This is a genomic window from Duganella sp. 3397, assembly GCF_031456625.1.
GTDB classification, from domain to species: Bacteria; Pseudomonadota; Gammaproteobacteria; order Burkholderiales; family Burkholderiaceae_D; genus Rugamonas; species Rugamonas phyllosphaerae.
In genome coordinates, this window is record NZ_JAVDVB010000005.1 from 174,472 (window position 1) to 190,700 (window position 16,229).

At 63.2% G+C, this 16,229-nt stretch carries 16 protein-coding genes; 6 read left to right on the plus strand and 10 right to left on the minus strand.

Annotated features, from left to right (window positions below):
* Positions 1 to 139: 139 nt before the first annotated feature.
* From egtD to J2X54_RS17280, 3 genes are all read left to right on the plus strand, one after another.
* Positions 140 to 1,105, plus strand: coding sequence for an L-histidine N(alpha)-methyltransferase (gene egtD / locus J2X54_RS17270; protein ID WP_310182266.1), 966 nt, complete (start codon positions 140 to 142; stop codon positions 1,103 to 1,105).
* A gap of 9 nt (positions 1,106 to 1,114) precedes the next feature.
* Positions 1,115 to 2,326 carry an ergothioneine biosynthesis protein EgtB gene (gene egtB / locus J2X54_RS17275; protein WP_310182268.1) on the plus strand — a complete coding sequence of 404 codons (1,212 nt, stop codon included), beginning with the start codon at positions 1,115 to 1,117 and terminating at the stop codon, positions 2,324 to 2,326.
* A 158-nt stretch (positions 2,327 to 2,484) separates the two neighbouring features.
* On the plus strand, positions 2,485 to 3,057 hold the full coding sequence (locus J2X54_RS17280; protein ID WP_071651698.1) for a GNAT family N-acetyltransferase: 573 nt from the start codon (positions 2,485 to 2,487) through the stop codon (positions 3,055 to 3,057).
* A gap of 18 nt (positions 3,058 to 3,075) precedes the next feature.
* On the opposite strand, the gene leuA is transcribed toward J2X54_RS17280, so the two are convergent.
* The 4 genes from leuA to senB all read right to left on the minus strand — a co-directional run bounded on the left by leuA (position 3,076) and on the right by senB (position 7,722).
* On the minus strand, positions 3,076 to 4,770 hold the full coding sequence (gene leuA, locus J2X54_RS17285; protein ID WP_310182269.1) for a 2-isopropylmalate synthase: 1,695 nt from the start codon (positions 4,768 to 4,770) through the stop codon (positions 3,076 to 3,078).
* Between the two features lie 383 nt (positions 4,771 to 5,153).
* A complete protein-coding gene (locus J2X54_RS17290; RefSeq protein ID WP_310182270.1) occupies positions 5,154 to 5,651 on the minus strand; it encodes a DUF1993 family protein in 498 nt (165 codons plus the stop codon).
* A 38-nt stretch (positions 5,652 to 5,689) separates the two neighbouring features.
* Entirely contained in the window at positions 5,690 to 6,736 is a 1,047-nt protein-coding gene (selD, locus tag J2X54_RS17295) for a selenide, water dikinase SelD (RefSeq protein WP_310182271.1), read from the minus strand.
* A complete protein-coding gene (senB, locus tag J2X54_RS17300) occupies positions 6,733 to 7,722 on the minus strand; it encodes a selenoneine biosynthesis selenosugar synthase SenB (protein WP_310182273.1) in 990 nt (329 codons plus the stop codon). The genes selD and senB overlap by 4 nt, the downstream gene beginning before the upstream one ends.
* A gap of 27 nt (positions 7,723 to 7,749) precedes the next feature.
* Here senB and senA point away from each other — a divergent pair, with 27 nt between their 5' ends.
* On the plus strand, positions 7,750 to 8,964 hold the full coding sequence (gene senA, locus J2X54_RS17305) for a selenoneine synthase SenA (RefSeq protein WP_310182275.1): 1,215 nt from the start codon (positions 7,750 to 7,752) through the stop codon (positions 8,962 to 8,964).
* 30 nt (positions 8,965 to 8,994) lie between these two features.
* Here senA and J2X54_RS17310 read toward each other — a convergent pair whose 3' ends face one another.
* From J2X54_RS17310 to J2X54_RS17325, 4 genes are all read right to left on the minus strand, one after another.
* A complete protein-coding gene (locus J2X54_RS17310) occupies positions 8,995 to 10,227 on the minus strand; it encodes a malic enzyme-like NAD(P)-binding protein (protein WP_070251742.1) in 1,233 nt (410 codons plus the stop codon).
* A 99-nt stretch (positions 10,228 to 10,326) separates the two neighbouring features.
* A complete protein-coding gene (locus tag J2X54_RS17315) occupies positions 10,327 to 11,622 on the minus strand; it encodes a Glu/Leu/Phe/Val dehydrogenase (RefSeq protein ID WP_070251743.1) in 1,296 nt (431 codons plus the stop codon).
* Between the two features lie 155 nt (positions 11,623 to 11,777).
* Positions 11,778 to 12,740 (minus strand): LysR family transcriptional regulator, encoded by a 963-nt coding sequence (locus J2X54_RS17320; protein ID WP_070251744.1) that lies wholly within the window; start codon positions 12,738 to 12,740, stop codon positions 11,778 to 11,780.
* Positions 12,741 to 12,759: 19 nt separating this feature from the next.
* Positions 12,760 to 13,218 carry a MarR family winged helix-turn-helix transcriptional regulator gene (locus J2X54_RS17325; protein WP_084640880.1) on the minus strand — a complete coding sequence of 153 codons (459 nt, stop codon included), beginning with the start codon at positions 13,216 to 13,218 and terminating at the stop codon, positions 12,760 to 12,762.
* Positions 13,219 to 13,352: 134 nt separating this feature from the next.
* Here J2X54_RS17325 and J2X54_RS17330 point away from each other — a divergent pair, with 134 nt between their 5' ends.
* Positions 13,353 to 14,558: a cation:proton antiporter gene (locus tag J2X54_RS17330; RefSeq protein ID WP_070251745.1), complete on the plus strand. Its 1,206-nt coding sequence runs from the start codon at positions 13,353 to 13,355 to the stop codon at positions 14,556 to 14,558.
* Positions 14,559 to 14,570: 12 nt separating this feature from the next.
* Positions 14,571 to 14,828, plus strand: a complete 258-nt coding sequence (locus tag J2X54_RS17335) for a DUF3297 family protein (RefSeq protein ID WP_070251746.1) — start codon at positions 14,571 to 14,573, stop codon at positions 14,826 to 14,828.
* Positions 14,829 to 14,905: 77 nt separating this feature from the next.
* On the opposite strand, the gene J2X54_RS17340 is transcribed toward J2X54_RS17335, so the two are convergent.
* Complete coding sequence (locus J2X54_RS17340) at positions 14,906 to 15,094, minus strand: hypothetical protein (protein WP_070251747.1); 189 nt, start codon at positions 15,092 to 15,094, stop codon at positions 14,906 to 14,908.
* Positions 15,095 to 15,276: 182 nt separating this feature from the next.
* Positions 15,277 to 16,188 carry a LysR family transcriptional regulator gene (locus tag J2X54_RS17345; RefSeq protein WP_310182278.1) on the minus strand — a complete coding sequence of 304 codons (912 nt, stop codon included), beginning with the start codon at positions 16,186 to 16,188 and terminating at the stop codon, positions 15,277 to 15,279.
* Positions 16,189 to 16,229 lie beyond the last annotated feature (41 nt).

Sequence of the window (16,229 nt, forward strand, 5' to 3'; positions counted from 1 at the left end):
GGGTGAGTTGGGTGAAACGCCGCACAGTGTTTTTGTGCGTGCCGCGAAAGAATGCAGATTCGGCTATGATAACAAAAAGTCGGCTCTCGCCCCATGGGCCTCGTGCAGACCGGCATTACCCCTAAAGGCAGAGCAACATATGCATACAACCCGCACGGAACTTCCCGCGCGCGCGCATGGCAGCGCCGCCGTGATCGCCGAAATTTCCGCCGGCCTGCTGGCCAACGAGGCCCATACTTCTCCCAAGTTCCTTTACGACAGCCTCGGTTCCCGGCTGTTCGAAGCGATCTGCGAGCTGCCCGAATACTATCCAACCCGTACCGAGGCGGCGATTTTCGACGTCCATGGCGCGGCCATGGCGCACGATATCGGCACCGGCGTCTCGCTGATCGACCTGGGCGCGGGCAATTGCGCCAAGGCGGCCGGCCTGTTCCCGCTGCTGCAACCGGCGCAGTACGTGCCGGTCGATATCTCGCGCGACTTCCTCACCGAGTCGGTCACGCGCCTGCAGCAGCGCTTCCCGCACATCGAGATGACGCCGCTGGGGCTCGACTTTTCCGGCGGCTTTGCGCTGCCCGACAGCGTGCGCGCCAAACGCCGCCTGTTTTTCTACCCCGGCTCGTCGATCGGTAATTTTTCGCCGGAGCAGGCCATCGCCTTCTTGCGCGGCCTGCGCGCCAATGCCGGCGACGACGGCGGCCTTTTGATCGGCGTCGATCTGGTGAAAGACAGCGCGGTGCTTGATGCGGCCTATGACGATGCCATCGGCGTCACCGCCGCCTTCAACTTGAACATGCTGCGCCATGTGAACCACCTGGTCGGCGCCGACTTCAATGTGCGCGACTGGCAGCACCACGCTTTCTTCAACCCGCACGCCAGGCGCATCGAAATGCACCTCGAGGCGCGCAGCGCCGTTACCGTGCGGTGGGCCGGCCACGAGCGCCACTTCGACAGCGGTGAGCGCATCCACACCGAAGACAGTTATAAATACACGCGGCAGTCGTTTGTCAGCCTGCTCGAACAAGCCGGCTTTGCCACCAACCGGGTATGGACCGACGAGAACAACTGGTTCGCCGTGATCCACGCCCGCGTCATCCCCGACTGAGGAATCCTGATGGACATGCGCCCGCCGCAACTGACCGATATGCCTTTGGACGCCCGTTACAGCGCGGTGCGCGCCCACACGCTGGCGCTGGCCGCGCCGCTGTCCGACGAGGACTGCGGCGCGCAATCGATGCCCGACGCCAGCCCGGTCAAGTGGCACATGGCGCACACTACCTGGTTCTTCGAGACCTTCATCCTCGAGCGCATGGAGCCGGATTTTGCGCCATTCCACCCGGCGTTCCGGGTGCTGTTCAATTCGTACTACAACGGCGTGGGGGACAAGCATCCGCGCGCCCAGCGCGGCCTGCTCACGCGGCCGGCGATGGCGCAGGTGCGCGCCTACCGCGCCGATGTCGATGCGCGCATGGCGCGCCTGCTGGCGGCCGAACTCGATGCGGAGCAGCGCGCCGTGCTCGAGATGTTGATCACGCTGGGCCTGCAGCACGAACAGCAGCACCAGGAATTGATACTCACCGACGTCAAGCACCTGCTGGCGCAAAGCGCCTTGCTGCCGGCGTACCTCGACGCGCCGCGTGCGGTCGAACCGACGGCAGCGCCAGTGGCATGGGTAAATTTTGAAGGTGGCCTCGCCGAGATCGGCCATGCAGGCGACGGCTTTTGCTTCGACAACGAACTGCCACGCCACAAGCAGTACGTGGCGCCGTTCCAGCTGGCCTCGCGCCTGGTCACCAACGGCGAGTACCTGGCCTTTGTCGCCGCCGGCGGCTATTTCAATGCCGCGCTGTGGCTGGCGGAAGGCTGGGACTGGGTACGCACGCAAGGCGTCAAGGCGCCGTTCTACTGGTACCAGGACGAGCAGGGCGCCTGGACCGAGTTCACGCTGCACGGCGCGCAACCGCTCGACCTTGACCGTCCCGCCACCCACCTGTCGCTGTTCGAGGCCGATGCCTATGCCCACTGGGCCGGCGCACGCCTGCCCACCGAAGCTGAATGGGAAGTCGCCTCTGCATCGACGCAATTGCAGCAGATGTTCGGCCACTGCTGGCAATGGACCAGCAGCAGCTACGCGCCGTATCCTGGTTTCCAGGTCGCGCCCGGTGCGCTGGGCGAATACAACGGCAAGTTCATGTTGAACCAGTACGTGCTGCGCGGCTCTTCGTGCGCCACCCCTGACGGCCACACGCGTGCCACCTACCGCAATTTCTTCCCCGCCGGCGCCCGCTGGCAGTTCACGGGATTGCGTCTGGCGCGCCAACACTGAGCACGCGCTACGTACTATCACTCAAATTGACGAGTATTCTCACCGAAAGCGGGGCAACGCTCGCTCTTTCGCGCCCGTTCGCTTGCTATTGTTAATCAAGTAAATGATAATTTAATCATCTTTTCAATCGCTTTCAATCATTTACTTTACTTCTTACCATGCCTATTCACATCCGACGCTTAACTCCTGCGGACTCGGCAGCGTTCCAGTCACTGCGCCTGTCCGGCCTGCGAGAAACCCCCAACGCCTTTACTTCCAGCTATGAAGAGGAATGCAATACGCCGCTGTCGGTCACGGAAGCGTATTTTGCGTCCGAAGCCGGTCGCAACCGATTCGGCGCCTTCGATGGCGACCGCCTGGTGGGCATGGTGGGAGTGGGGCGCGAAGCGCAGATCAAGCTGCGCCACAAGGCCTTCATCCGGGGCATGCAGGTTGATATGGCGTATCGCGGCACCGGCGTGGGACGCCAGCTGATGAACCAGGCCATGGAGTGTATTGCCACCATGGAGGGCGTGACCAAGGTCACGCTGGCGGTCACGGTCGGCAATGCCGCCGCGATCCACCTGTACGAGTCGCTGGGGTTCAAGGTGTATGGCCGCGAGCACTGCGCGCTGATCGTCGATGGCGTGCCGTACGACGATATCCTGATGGACAAGAAGCTGACCAATGAAAAAGACGAGAGCGATCTGCTCTCGTCGGTGGCATCGTCCGGCTTCGACCAGACGATCTAGACAATATTACCGGCCTGATCAGGCAGCGATGGCGTCCTTGGCCTGCGCTGCCTCGATCGCGTTGAGCTGGCGGTTCACCGCGCTCAGCACCGCCTTGAACGAGGCTGTCAGGATATTGCTGTCGGTGGCCGCGCCGAACAGGGTCGGACCGTTGGCCAGGCGCAGTTCCACGTAGCACGCCGCCTTGGCGTTGGCGCCCGAGCCGATCGAGTGCTCGTGGTAGTCCATCAGCTTGATATCGAGGCCCAGCGCATCGACAAACGCGTCGATCGGACCGTTGCCGGCGCCCTTGAGCGATACGGCGGCATCGCGGTGGGCGAGGGCGACATCGATCTGCACCGGCTCGTCGCTGGTGGTGTCTTCCACCATCTTGTGCGACTGGTAGGCGTACGGCTGGTTCTGCTCGAAGTACTCGCGGCTGAAGATCTCGTAAATGCCGTCGGCAGTGATTTCCAGGCCGGTCTGGTCGGCCACGGCTTGCACTGCGCGCGAGAATTCGATTTGCAGGCGGCGCGGCAACACCAGGCCGTAGTCCTGTTCCAGCAAATAAGCCATGCCGCCCTTGCCCGACTGGCTGTTGACGCGGATGACGGCATCGTAGCTGCGGCCCAGGTCGGCCGGGTCGATCGGCAAGTACGGAATTTCCCACAGCGCGCCATCCTTCTGCTGCGCAAAGCCTTTTTTGATCGCATCCTGGTGCGAGCCGGAGAAGGCCGTGAAGACCAGGTCGCCCACGTAAGGGTGGCGCGGGTGCACCGGCAACTGGTTGCATTCTTCCACGCACTTGCGCACTTCGTCGATGTCGGAGAAATCGAGGCCCGGGTGCACGCCTTGCGTGTACAGGTTGAGCGCCAGGGTGACCAGGTCGACGTTGCCGGTGCGCTCGCCGTTACCGAACAAACAGCCTTCGATGCGGTCGGCGCCCGCCATCACGGCCAGCTCGGCCGACGCCACGGCGGTGCCGCGGTCGTTATGCGGGTGCACGCTGATGATCAGCGAATCACGGCGGGCCAGTTTGCGCGACATCCACTCGATCTGGTCGGCGTAGATATTGGGCGTGCTGCACTCGACCGTCGATGGCAGGTTGATGATCATCTTGTTCTGCGGCGTCGGCTCCCAGATGGCGGTGACGGCGTCGCAGATATGCTTGGAGAAATCGAGCTCGGTGGTGGAGAACGATTCCGGCGTGTATTCGAAACCCCAGTCGGTTTGCGGGTGCTGCTTGATCAATTCCTTGACCAGCTTGGTGCCGGTGGTGGCGATGTTGGTGATTTCTTCACGCGACATGCCGAACACCACCTTGCGGAACACCGGCGCCACCGAGTTGTACAGGTGAATGATGGCGCGCTTGGCGCCCACGGCCGATTCCACGGTGCGGCGAATCAGCTCGTCACGCGACTGGGTCAGCACGATGATGGTGACGTCGTCGGGAATGCGTTTTTCTTCCACCAGGCGGCGCACGAAATCGAAATCGGTTTGCGAGGCGGACGGGAAGCCCACTTCGATTTCCTTGAGGCCCACCTTGATCAGGAGGTCGAAGAAGCGCAGCTTTTTCTCGATGCTCATCGGCTCGATCAGCGCCTGGTTGCCGTCGCGCAGGTCGGTGCTCATCCAGATCGGCGGCTTGCTGATCACGTTGTTGGGCCATTGACGATCCGACAACTGGATGGCGGGGAAGGCGCGATATTTCGCTGCTGGGTTCTGCAACATCATGGGGTGCTCCTGGGTCTCGAATGTTTGGAAAGTGCTGTGCCGGCGGATGGCTGGCGCGGTGTGGCGGGCGGCTGCCGGGCGGCCACGGAACGCTAGGCCAGGCAACCGATCGGTAGCTTCAGCAGTAGCTTAGCGAAAAAATCGCCGGTGCGGGATGGAGCATGGGTGGCCGGGGTCAACATCGGTGCAAACTTTCCTGGGTTTGGGAGACTGTGTGGCTTATGGCCGACACGGGTACAGCTGAAGCGCTTGATTAAGCGCGTGCTAGCAGGCGCGCCGCTAGCGATAGGGCGCTAGCGTACGGCAGCAGGAAAGCGGATAGGTGCAGATGCGAAGTCATGACCTAAATGTACGAGATTGCAAGCCCCGCTGTCAAGGATTTGTTACGCGGACTCGAACGAGAAGCCGGACGGGTAGTGGTGAAAGCCATCGAAATTCGCTTTGCCCACCGCCACCCCGGCCTGGCGCGCAATCGCATACACCATCGAATAATGGAAAAAGAAATTGGGCACCGCGTACATCAGAAAATACTCGTCACTCTCGAGCGCCAGGCCAGCAAACCCGGCGGTCGTGGCGACAGGCGGCACTGGCGTGACAAAATCCGCATCGGGAATCGCCGCCAGGTAAGCGGCGGTGGCATCGAGCTGCGCGTGCACGCTGGCAAAACTGTCGTGGTCGGTGCCGAACGAGACGATCTCACGGCCGGCGAGCGGACAGGTGCTGCGCAAGGTAAAACCAATCGCCGTGCGCGCCTGCTGCAATAGCGGAAACATGGTGGGATGCAGGCGCCGGCTGCCCACGCCGGGATCAAATTGCTCGGCCATCGTCAGCAGCTTTTTCAGCTGCGCCAAATAATGCAGAAACAACCTGGTCGGCGCCATACCTGCTCCTTGACTTCGGTGGACGGGAAACGGACGGTTTAGTTGACTTTCACGCGTGGTGCGCCGTCCGCCATGCGGCCAATAACAGCCGCGTCGCCAAAGCCTTCGCGCGCAAACAGCGCCAGCACGTCAGCGACGCTGGACGCATCGCACGACACCAGCAGGCCGCCCGAGGTTTGCGGGTCGGTCAGCAGCGCGTGGCGCGCGGCGGAAATCGTCGGCGCCAGGTCGACGTCCTTGCCGTAGGCCTCCCAGTTGCGGCCCGACGCACCGGTGAAGTAGCCGTCGGCGGCCAGTTGCTCCACGCCCGGCAGCAGCGGAATTGCGTCCATGTCCAGCTGCGCCTCGAGCTTGGCGCCGCGCGCCAGCTCCAGCAGGTGGCCCAGCAAGCCGAAGCCGGTGACGTCGGTCATCGCGTGCACGCCGGCCATGTCGGACAGCGCCTTGCCTGGCTTGTTGAGCTTGGTGGTGTTGGCGATCATGGCCGCATAGCCGTCCGCATCGAGCTGGTCTTTCTTGAGCGCGGCCGACAGCACCCCCACGCCCAGCGGCTTGCCCAGGATGAGCACATCGCCGGCGCGCGCATCGGCGTTGCGCTTGATTTTCGACGGGTGGATCAGGCCCATCACCACCAGGCCGTAGATCGGCTCCACCGAATCGATGGTGTGGCCGCCGGCGATCGGAATGCCCGCTTCGGCGCAAATCGATTCGCCGCCCTTGATGATCTGGCCGATGGTCTCCACCGGCAGCTTATTGATCGGCATGCCGACCAGCGCCAGCGCCATGATCGGCGTGCCGCCCATTGCATACACGTCGGAGATGGCGTTGGTGGCGGCGATGCGGCCGAAGTCGTACGGGTCGTCGACGATGGGCATGAAGAAATCGGTGGTGGCGATCAGCGCCTGCTCGTCGTTGAGCAGGTACACGGCCGCATCGTCGGCGGTCTCGATCCCGACCAGCAGCTCTTTCGGCACCGGGAAGCCGCTGGAATTCTTGAGGATCTCGGACAGCACGCCGGGCGCGATCTTGCAGCCGCAGCCGCCGCCGTGCGAAAAGGAGGTCAGTTTGATAGCGTCGTTGCTCATGGATTGGTTCCTTGATGGGGGTTCAGCAGATTATCCACCAACTCGAGCAATGCTGCCCGCTCGGCCGCTGGCGCAAACAATGGCGCGCGCGCCGCGCACTGGTCGCGCAGCCGCTGGTAGAAGTGGGGTTCTTCGATGGTGCGGTCGATCAGCCGCGCCAGCGCGGCGGCGTCGCCCGCCGGAAAATAGCCGGCGTAGTCGTCGCCCAGCATGCCGCGGTTGCCGTTGATGTCGCTTGCCAGCACCGGCACAGCGGCCGTTATCGCCTCGATGATGACGTTGGCGCCGCCCTCCATGTGCGAAGTGAGCGCCATTGCGTGGCAGCGTTTCAGACGCTGGCGGGTGGCCGCATGTTCCATGGCGCCCAGCCAGCGGTAGCGCGGCTGCTGCGCAGCGGTCGCTTGCGCGGCCTCGGCCAGCTCCGCTTCCAGCACGCCACCGATATGGACCAGGCGCGCGGCAGGCGCCTGCACCAGTGTTGCGGCGCGCATGAAGGTGAGCGGATCTTTTTCATGGCGCAGGTGGCCCACCATGGCGATGTCGAAGTGGCGCCGCGTCGCGGCCGGCAGCGGCTTGAGCGCGGGCGCGGACTGGTAGATCACGTGGGCGCCGGCGCGCAGCGCTGCTGGCAGCAGCGTGCGGCCGGCCGGTTGCAGCAGCACCAGCACGGTGGCCTGCATCAGCGAGCGCTGGGCGTCGGCATCGATCGCGATGTCGCGATACAGGTCGGTGCCGGTCAATAGCAGCAGGGAAGGGCGGTCGGGAAAGGCGCGCGTCCACGCATCGAGTGATGGCGCCGAGCGGCGCGCGTGCAGCGCGATCAGCAGGTCGGGTGGCGCCTCGGTGCTGGCGCCCGGCCACTGCTGCGCCAGCGTCACCCGGTAACGCGTGCGCAAAAACCTGGCCCAGCGGCTGGCGCTTTGCCAGTTACCGTTGTTGGCGCCCGCCGCAGCGGGGCCGGCGATCCAGATATGCTGTCGTGGCATCAAAGATTTTCCCGTTACAATCGCCGCATGAATACCAGTCCCTGTTCGTTTCGCACCGCCACGCCGCACCAGCTCGCGCAGTCGTTGAAGCTGGCCCGCGATTATACGCTGCGGCTGTTCGACTGCTTTGCCGCCGCCGGCATGGATGCGCCCGCGCGCGTGCCGTACCTGAGCACGATTAATCCGCCGCTGTGGGAAATCGGCCACACCGCCTGGTTCGCCGAATGGTTCATCCTGCGCGAGGCCACGTCCAGCCACCCGGCCGATGGCAACGGCAACTGCCTGCTCACGCGCGGCGACGACTGGTTCGATTCGGCGCTGGTGCCGCACCGTAGCCGCTGGACACTGGACTTGCCGCCTGCCGCGCAGCTGAAGACCTATTGTCACGAGGTGCTCGACCGGGTGCTCGACAAGCTCGCGCGCGAACCGCACGACGATGCCGCGCTGTACCCGTACCGGCTGGCGCTGGCGCACGAAGACATGCACGGCGAAGCCTTGTACTACACCTTGCAGACGCTGGGGCTGGCCGCGCCGCACGACCTGCTGCCGACGAACTTTACGCCAAAGCCGGGCTACGCGCCATCGGAGATCGGCTTCACCGGCGCGGCATTCGAGCTGGGCGCCCCGGCATCGGGGCCTGGTTTCGTGTTCGACAACGAACGCCAGCCGCACCGGTTCGACATCAAGCCGTTCGCCATCGACAGCACCCTGGTAACCAACGCCCAATTCGCCTCGTTCGTCGATGACGGCGGGTATGACAACCGACAGTTCTGGAACCAGGAAGGCGCCGCTTGGCTGCTGCGCCAGGACCGCAGCGCGCCACGCTACTGGCAACGCGATGGCGCCCAGTGGCGCACCGTGCGCTTCGGACAGTTGGCGGACCTCGACGGCGCCGAGCCGGTGCGGCACATCACCCTGCACGAAGCACTGGCCTACTGTGCCTGGGCGGGACGGCGTTTGCCGACGGAGGCGGAATGGGAGTTCGCTGCGGTATCGGGCCACCCGGCGTTTCGCTGGGGCCAGTTATGGGAGTGGACGGCAACGCCGTTCGAGCCTTACCCGGGCTTCGAGCCGGACCGCTACCGCGAGTATTCGCAGCCGTGGTTTTCCAGCCACCAGGTGCTGCGCGGCGCGTCGTTCGCCACGCCCGCGCGGTTTATCTCGCCGCGCTTTCGCAATTTTTACACGCCGGAGCGTGACGACATGTTCGTCGGTTTGCGCACCTGCGCCTTGCCGCGCTGAGCGGCACGGCGCAGGTGCGATAACGACAGCTTAGATCAGCGATTCGCCCAGTTCAACCAGGTCGTCCGCGTACTCCGACTCGATCAGCTCTTTGCGGGCCACGCCGCTGCGGTACGCTGCGGTGGCGATTTTCGGCGTGACGCCGCGCAGCAGGCGCGGGTCCAGGAGGCCTGGCACCACGTAGTCCTTGCCGAAGCGCGCGTCCGAGCGGGCCATGTCGGCCAGGGCCACCACGCAGGCGCGCTTCATTTCCTGGTTGATGGTCGAGGCGCCGCAATCGAGCGCCGCGCGGAACAGGTAGGGGAAGCACAGCGCGTTGTTGATCTGGTTCGGATAGTCCGAGCGGCCGGTGGCGATGATGGCGTCCGGCGCCACTTCGCGCACCAGTTCCGGGCGCAGTTCCGGTTCCGGATTGGCCAGCGTGAAGACGATCGGGTGCGGATTCATGGCCACGATGTCGGCCTGCGACAGCACGCCCGGACCGGACACACCGAGGAACACGTCGGCGCCAGCCATCACTTCGGACAGGGTGGTGAACGAGGTTTCGCGCGCCCATTCGAGTTTTTCGCCGTCGAGCGGACGCACGGTGGACAGCACGCCCTTGCTGTCGCAAACGAAGATGTTGTGCTTTTGCGCGCCCAGGTCCACCAGCAGTTCCAGGCAGGCCATGGCAGCGGCGCCGGCGCCCGAGCACACGATTTTCACCGTGGCGATATCGCGGCCGGTCATCTCGATGGCGTTGAGCATGCCGGCGCCGACGACGATGGCGGTGCCGTGCTGGTCGTCATGGAAGACCGGGATCGGCAGGCGTTCGCGCAGCTTGCGCTCGATGTAGAAGCACTCGGGCGCCTTGATGTCTTCGAGGTTGATGCCGCCGAAAGTAGGGTGCAGCGAGGCGATGATCTCGACCAGCTTGTCGGGATCGCTTTCGTCGATTTCGATGTCGAAGGCGTCGATGCCGGCGAACTTCTTGAACAGGACCACTTTGCCTTCCATGACCGGCTTGCCGGCCAGCGCGCCGATGTTACCGAGGCCGAGCACCGCCGAACCGTTGGTGATTACGCCCACCAGGTTGCGCTTGGCGGTGTACTCGTAGGCCTTGGCCGGCTCGCGGGCTATTTCCATGCACGGTGCAGCCACGCCCGGCGAGTAAGCCAGCGCCAGGTCTTCCTGGGTGGCGACGCTCTTGGTCACTTCGATGGCGATCTTGCCGGCGCGGCCGGCACGGTGGTATGCCAGTGCCTTCTGTTCAATGGTGCTCATGGTTTCCTTATCGTGTATGTATAAATTATTATTTTTAAAGCGAAAAACGCCTGCACGGGCGTGAACCGGTGCAGGCGCAATGTGAAGCTGTTCTTTACATCAAGGGTACAGACCGCGAACTTCGCGGGCCTGCAGCACCCGGGTGCAGGCGAGAATGAAGGTCGCGGTGCGCAGCGTTACCTTCTTCTCCTGCGACACGGCCCATACAGACTTGAAGGCGTCTTGCATGATGTGCGTCAGGCGGGCGTTGATTTCGTCCTCGCTCCAGAAGAAGCTCGAGAAGTCCTGTACCCATTCGAAGTATGACACAGTTACGCCGCCGGCGTTAGCCAGCACATCCGGCACGATCAGCACGTCCTTGTCGGTCAGGATGTCGTCCGCTTCCGGCGTGGTCGGGCCGTTGGCGCCTTCCAGGATGATCTTGGTGCGGATGCGCGGGGCGTTGTCCGCCGTGATTTGCTGTTCCAGCGCGGCCGGAATCAGGATGTCGGACTCGATGTCCCAGAACGCATCGCGGTCCAGGAACGCTTCGGCGCCGGGGAAACCGGCCACGCTGCCCACTTCCGCCACGTGCTTGTGCAATTGGGCGATATCGAGGCCGCCCTGGTGGACGACGGTGCCGTTGTGGTCCTGCACTGCGATCACCTTGGCGCCGGCATCGGAGAACATGGTGCCGGCCACGCCGCCCACGTTACCGAAACCCTGGATGGCGACGCGGGCGCCTTCGATGGCCACGCCGCGCTGCGCGGCGGCTTCGCGGCCCACCACGAACACGCCACGGCCGGTCGCTTCGCGGCGGCCCAGCGAGCCACCGAGCGAGATCGGTTTGCCGGTCACCACGCCGGTGGACAGATTACCTTCGATCATGGCGTACGAGTCCATCATCCAGGCCATCACCTGTTCGTTGGTGTTGACGTCGGGCGCCGGGATATCCTTGTTCGGTCCGATGATCAGGCTGATTTCGCTGGTGTAGCGGCGCGTCAGGCGTTGCAGTTCGTTGCGCGACAAGGTTTTCGGATCGACCCGGATACCGCCCTTGGCGCCGCCGTAGGGCACGTTGACCGCCGCATTTTTCACCGTCATCCACGCTGACAGCGCCATCACTTCCGACAGCGTCACGTCCTGGTGAAAACGCACGCCGCCCTTGCCCGGACCACGCGACATATTGTGCTGCACGCGGTAACCCTCGTAGTGCGAGATGGTGCCGTCGTCACGCTCGATCGGCACGTCCACGGTCAGGATGCGCTTGGGGCGCTTGAGGGTTTCCACCCAGCGCGACAACGAGCCGAGGTGCGGCGTCACGCGGTCGATCTGCTGCAGGTAGACGCCCCATGGACCCAGGTCGTCGGGATTGAGGTAGGAAGGCAGTACGTGCTGCTGGTGCGCGGTGGTCATGCGTGTGCTCCTGTGGATTCGTCGAGAATTCGTGTTGTGGGAACCAGGCTTTTGGCGTTGTTCCGGTGTGTCGAATCATAGGACTGCACCGCAGGAGCGGCCAATGCCGTCTGCGCATTCGGTTATGCAAAAGACGCATAGTTACGATATTTTTACTACCTTTCTGAAACTGGCGCGCGCCGGCGCGGTGCCTTGTCGTTCTGGCGCTGCTCGAGAAAATCCCACAGGCGGCCCACGATGGCCTTGCCGCGCCGCTGGGTGGAGGGCTTTTCGCGGTACAGGCGGATGTCCATTTCGATCTCCCAGTCGGCGCTGTGGTTGTCGGCCCGCGCCAGCTGCTTTTGTTTGAGCTCGCGGGTGACCGCAGACTCGGGCAGGAAGGCGATGCCGCGGCCTTCCAGCGCCATCATCTTTAGCCCCTCGGCCATGTCGGTTTCGTAGTGCGGTTCGAGGTGCAGCGGCGGCTTGGCGTCGCCGAGGATCAGTTCCACCATGCGGCCCAGGTAGGCGTTGTTGGTGTAGGAAAGGAAGGGCAGCGGCGCCTTGCGGGTGCCGGGCAGCACGAATTCCGGCACGCGGTTCTTGTCGCAGCGGGCGTAGGCGCGCAGCGACTCGCGGCCCAGCACCAGCATGTCGTAGCGCGACGGGTCGAGCTGCACCGGCTGGCGCGGATGGTGGTAGCACAGCAGCAGGTCGCAGCCGCCTTCCACCAGTTGCAGCACGGCGTCGTGGACATTGACGGCCATCAGCCGGCTGTTGATCGGCGCAAAGTCCGTCTCCAGCGCGGTGAGCCACTTGGGCACGAAAGTAAGCGAGAGCGTGTGCGGCACGGCCAGGTCGATGCTGTTCTGCGCGGCCGCGCGCTTGGAGCGGAGCATGTCGCGCGCGCCGTTAATTTGCGCCAGCATCTCGAGCGCCTGCTCGTAGAACACGATGCCGGCAGGCGTCAAGCGCGTGGGATACGACGTGCGGTCCACCAGGTCGGTGCCGAGCCAGTTTTCCAGCGACTGGATGCGGCGCGAAAACGCCGGCTGCGTGACATGGCGCAGCGCCGCCGAGCGGCTGAAGTTATTGGTCTCCACCAGCGAGATGAAGTCTTCGAGCCATTTGGTTTCCATGACGATCCTCTCGTTCTGGTCAGGAGTTGGAAGCGTTCATGCCGGCGATCAGGCCCAGCGCCGCGCTCATCTCGCCCAGTTGCGCCGGTGGGCAGCTGCGCAGCAGGTCACGGCTGATCTGCTCGGCCACGACCACTGCGTTCTCCAGCAGCTCGCGCCCGGTGGGGGTGATGGCGGCGTAGGCCACGCGGGCGTCGCGCGGGTCTTGCTGGCGTTCGACCAGGCCGATTTTTTCCAGCGGCAGCAAGGTGCGCGTGACGCCGGAAGCGGTCAGGCCCTGGCGCTCGGCCAGGTCCACCCGGCGCAAGCGGCCGCCCGGCGCGCGGCTCAGGTAGTGCAGCAGCATGAAGTCGCCAAAGCTGATGCCATGGTAGCCACCCAGCACCTGGTCGAGCCGGCGCACTAGCGTGGCTTGCGCGCGGGCCAGGCGCAGGGTGAATTCCAGGCTGGGCGCCACTGGCGGATATTGATTGTCCATCGCTTGCTCCTTGGGTAATTTGATTGAATACTACTTGATAAATGTTTGAGTGCGCAACTAATTATTTGTGCATTGTTCATGCTGGCAAAGCTATGATAACGTTTTCATAAATGATAAAACCCGGGGACAGCACCATGCACATGGGTACCACCGAAATTTTCCTGATCGCGATGCTGCTGATCTTTGCTGTGCCATACCTGATCTGGCGCGTGGGCGGCACCGACTATTACGCCCCGCTGGTGATCGTGCAGATCATCACCGGTGTGATCCTGGGGCCGGGCATCCTCGGCCGCGCCTATCCCGAGTACTACACCTTCGTGTTCAATCCGCAGGTGGTGCAGTCGTTGAACGGCATCGCCTGGTGGGCGGTGATGATTTTCGTGATGCTGGCCGGGATCGAGCTCGATCTGAAAAAGGCGTGGGAACACCGGCGCGAGAGCACCATTACCGCCAGCCTGGCGCTGGGCACGCCGCTGGTGTTCGGCTGCATTGCGGCATTTGGCATGCTGGGCTTTGCCGGCTGGATCGGGCCGAAGGCGCAGTCGTGGCAGTTCGTGCTGGGCGTGGGCATGGCGTGCGCGGTGACCGCGCTGCCGATCCTGATTTTGCTGATGGAAAAGCTCGAGATCCTGCGCGAAAACATCGGCCAGCGCATCCTGCGCTACGCCAGCCTCGACGATATCGCCATCTGGGCGGTGCTGGCCGTGATCATGCTGGACTGGGACCGCGTCACGCGCCAACTGGGTTTCATCGTGGTGTTCATGGTGGCCACCTGGCTGTTCCGCCTGCTGATGGCCAGGCTGGAAGAGCGCGACCGCTGGTTTGTCGCGCTGATCTGGCTGGTGGCGGTATCGTTCGCGGCGGACTGGGCCGGGCTGCACTACATGGTGGGGGCGTTCCTGGCCGGCGCCGTGATGGACGCGCACTGGTTTGCCCAGCAACGGCTCGACTTCATGCGCCAGACCGTGCTCATCACCATCATGCCCGTGTATTTCCTCAGTGCCGGCCTGCGCACCAACTGGGCGGTAGGCGGCTCGGCCGTGTTCGTGGCGGCGGCAGTGCTGCTGGCGGCGTCGCTGTCGGGCAAGCTGATCGGCACCCATATCGCCGGCAAAATCCTCAAGTGGGGGCAGGGCGAGGCGTCCATCATCGGCTGGCTGTTGCAGACCAAGGCGCTGATCATGATCATCTTTTCCAACATCCTGCTCGACAAAGGCCTGATCACCAACGAGACCTTTACGGCGCTGCTATTGATGGCGATTGCCAGCACCATGCTGACGGTGCCGATGGTGTACCCAAAATTGCGGCGCGCGGCGCAGTTGATCGTCAAAACCAGCTGATATAATTGTGGGATGAACGAACCTATCCAAACCCCACAACAGCCTGCGCTGCCAGATCGCCTGTCGATCGACCCGCGCAGCCCGCACCACGTTGCCGCCGTGTTCGAACACGATGTTGGCATCACCTTCAACGGCAAAGAACGCACGGATGTCGACGAGTACTGCATCAGCGAAGGCTGGATCAAAGTCCCGGCCGGCAAAGCAGTCGACCGTCGCGGCAACCCGATGCTGATCAAGCTCAAAGGCGTGGTGACCGCGTTTTACAAGTAACCAGTGATGTCAACGCAGTGACCCAAAACACCACCTCCGGGCGACCGCAGGTGGTTTTTTTATGCCGGGTCGACTGCCTAGCTGGCTAACTGCTGCTTCGGCGGCGACTCGCGCAATTTGTCCAGCATTTGCAGCGTGTTCGGCTGCAAATTCATGATGCCGTGATAGGCGCAATATTCACAAAACGCTTCTTCGGGGCTCATGGCGACGATCGTCGCATCCGAGTGGCCGCGGCGGCGCAACGCGCGCAGGCAGGCTGCATCCATATTCCTGGGGTTCATGCAAATACTCCCTTTCGAGATTTTAGTTGATGCCCGGAATTATAGATCGTAATAATTCCATATGGAAACTTTATTGAGTTTTTTTATATGTGATTTTAAAATAGTGAAACTTTGACGATCCTTGATCATGAGGCAGTAATGTACGCTAGCGCACGTTAAACGCCCTTTCAAATCCTGCGCTTCTTGGTGATATTTGCACTCAGCATGTCGAACAGGGTGCGCGATGCGGGCGCCATCGCATGTTGATGCTTGCTGATCAGGCCCAGTGTCCGCTTCACGGACGGATTGACCAGCGGCACGCCGATCACGGCACCTTGCCGCTGCGCCAGGATCGACAACCCCGGCACCGCCGCCACCCCGAGCCCCGATTCCACCAGCGCCAGGATGCCCGAGACGTGGTTGATCTCGCACGAGATCCACGGGTGCTTTTCCACGCCGGCCAGCGCGGCGTCGAGCACGCTGCGGTTGCCGCTCGACTTGGCCACCGAGATGTAGCGCTCATCGACCGTGTCTTTCCAGCTCAGTTTCTTGCGCCCGGCCAGCGGGTGGTCGCGCCGCATTGCCAGCACATAGCTTTCCACGTAGATCGGCTGGAAGTTGATCTCGGGATTTTCCGCACCGGTAAAACAGATGCCGAAATCGGCCTCGCCGGTCAGCACCAGGTTGAGCACGTCCTGCGCGCTTTCGTCATGCACGCGCACGCGGATCTTCGGAAATTGCGCGGTGTACCGTTTCAGGACATCGGGCAGGAAATGCCAGACGGCCGACGGCACGCACGCCAGCGTGACCGTGCCGGTGCGGTGCGCCGCCAGGTCCGCCACGCCCAGCACGGCATCTTCCAGGCCGTTGAGCGCGTCACGCACATTGACCAGGAATGCCTGGCCCACGTTGGTCAGCTGCACGCGGCGGGTGGTGCGCTCGAACAGTTTTACTCCCAGCGCTTCTTCGAGCTTGTCGATGCGGCGGCTCAGCGCCGGCTGCGAGATGAACAGGTCATTGGCGGCCTGGCGAAAGCTGTTGCGCTCGGCCACGGCGACGAATGCCTGCAAGTCGGGAAGATCATAATTGATGCGTGACATGCATGAATCCAGGGAAAAATTGCAATTATCAAATTATGCCA

Bases quoted from the DNA above. Each gene is read 5' to 3' on its own strand.
- egtD (WP_310182266.1), top strand. From the start codon at position 140: ATGCATACAACCCGCACGGAACTTCCCGCGCGCGCGCATGGCAGCGCC.
- egtB (WP_310182268.1), top strand. From the start codon at position 1,115: ATGGACATGCGCCCGCCGCAACTGACCGATATGCCTTTGGACGCCCGT.
- J2X54_RS17280 (WP_071651698.1), top strand. From the start codon at position 2,485: ATGCCTATTCACATCCGACGCTTAACTCCTGCGGACTCGGCAGCGTTC.
- leuA (WP_310182269.1), bottom strand. From the start codon at position 4,770: ATGATGTTGCAGAACCCAGCAGCGAAATATCGCGCCTTCCCCGCCATC.
- J2X54_RS17290 (WP_310182270.1), bottom strand. From the start codon at position 5,651: ATGGCGCCGACCAGGTTGTTTCTGCATTATTTGGCGCAGCTGAAAAAG.
- selD (WP_310182271.1), bottom strand. From the start codon at position 6,736: ATGAGCAACGACGCTATCAAACTGACCTCCTTTTCGCACGGCGGCGGC.
- senB (WP_310182273.1), bottom strand. From the start codon at position 7,722: ATGCCACGACAGCATATCTGGATCGCCGGCCCCGCTGCGGCGGGCGCC.
- senA (WP_310182275.1), top strand. From the start codon at position 7,750: ATGAATACCAGTCCCTGTTCGTTTCGCACCGCCACGCCGCACCAGCTC.
- J2X54_RS17310 (WP_070251742.1), bottom strand. From the start codon at position 10,227: ATGAGCACCATTGAACAGAAGGCACTGGCATACCACCGTGCCGGCCGC.
- J2X54_RS17315 (WP_070251743.1), bottom strand. From the start codon at position 11,622: ATGACCACCGCGCACCAGCAGCACGTACTGCCTTCCTACCTCAATCCC.
- J2X54_RS17320 (WP_070251744.1), bottom strand. From the start codon at position 12,740: ATGGAAACCAAATGGCTCGAAGACTTCATCTCGCTGGTGGAGACCAAT.
- J2X54_RS17325 (WP_084640880.1), bottom strand. From the start codon at position 13,218: ATGGACAATCAATATCCGCCAGTGGCGCCCAGCCTGGAATTCACCCTG.
- J2X54_RS17330 (WP_070251745.1), top strand. From the start codon at position 13,353: ATGCACATGGGTACCACCGAAATTTTCCTGATCGCGATGCTGCTGATC.
- J2X54_RS17335 (WP_070251746.1), top strand. From the start codon at position 14,571: ATGAACGAACCTATCCAAACCCCACAACAGCCTGCGCTGCCAGATCGC.
- J2X54_RS17340 (WP_070251747.1), bottom strand. From the start codon at position 15,094: ATGGATGCAGCCTGCCTGCGCGCGTTGCGCCGCCGCGGCCACTCGGAT.
- J2X54_RS17345 (WP_310182278.1), bottom strand. From the start codon at position 16,188: ATGTCACGCATCAATTATGATCTTCCCGACTTGCAGGCATTCGTCGCC.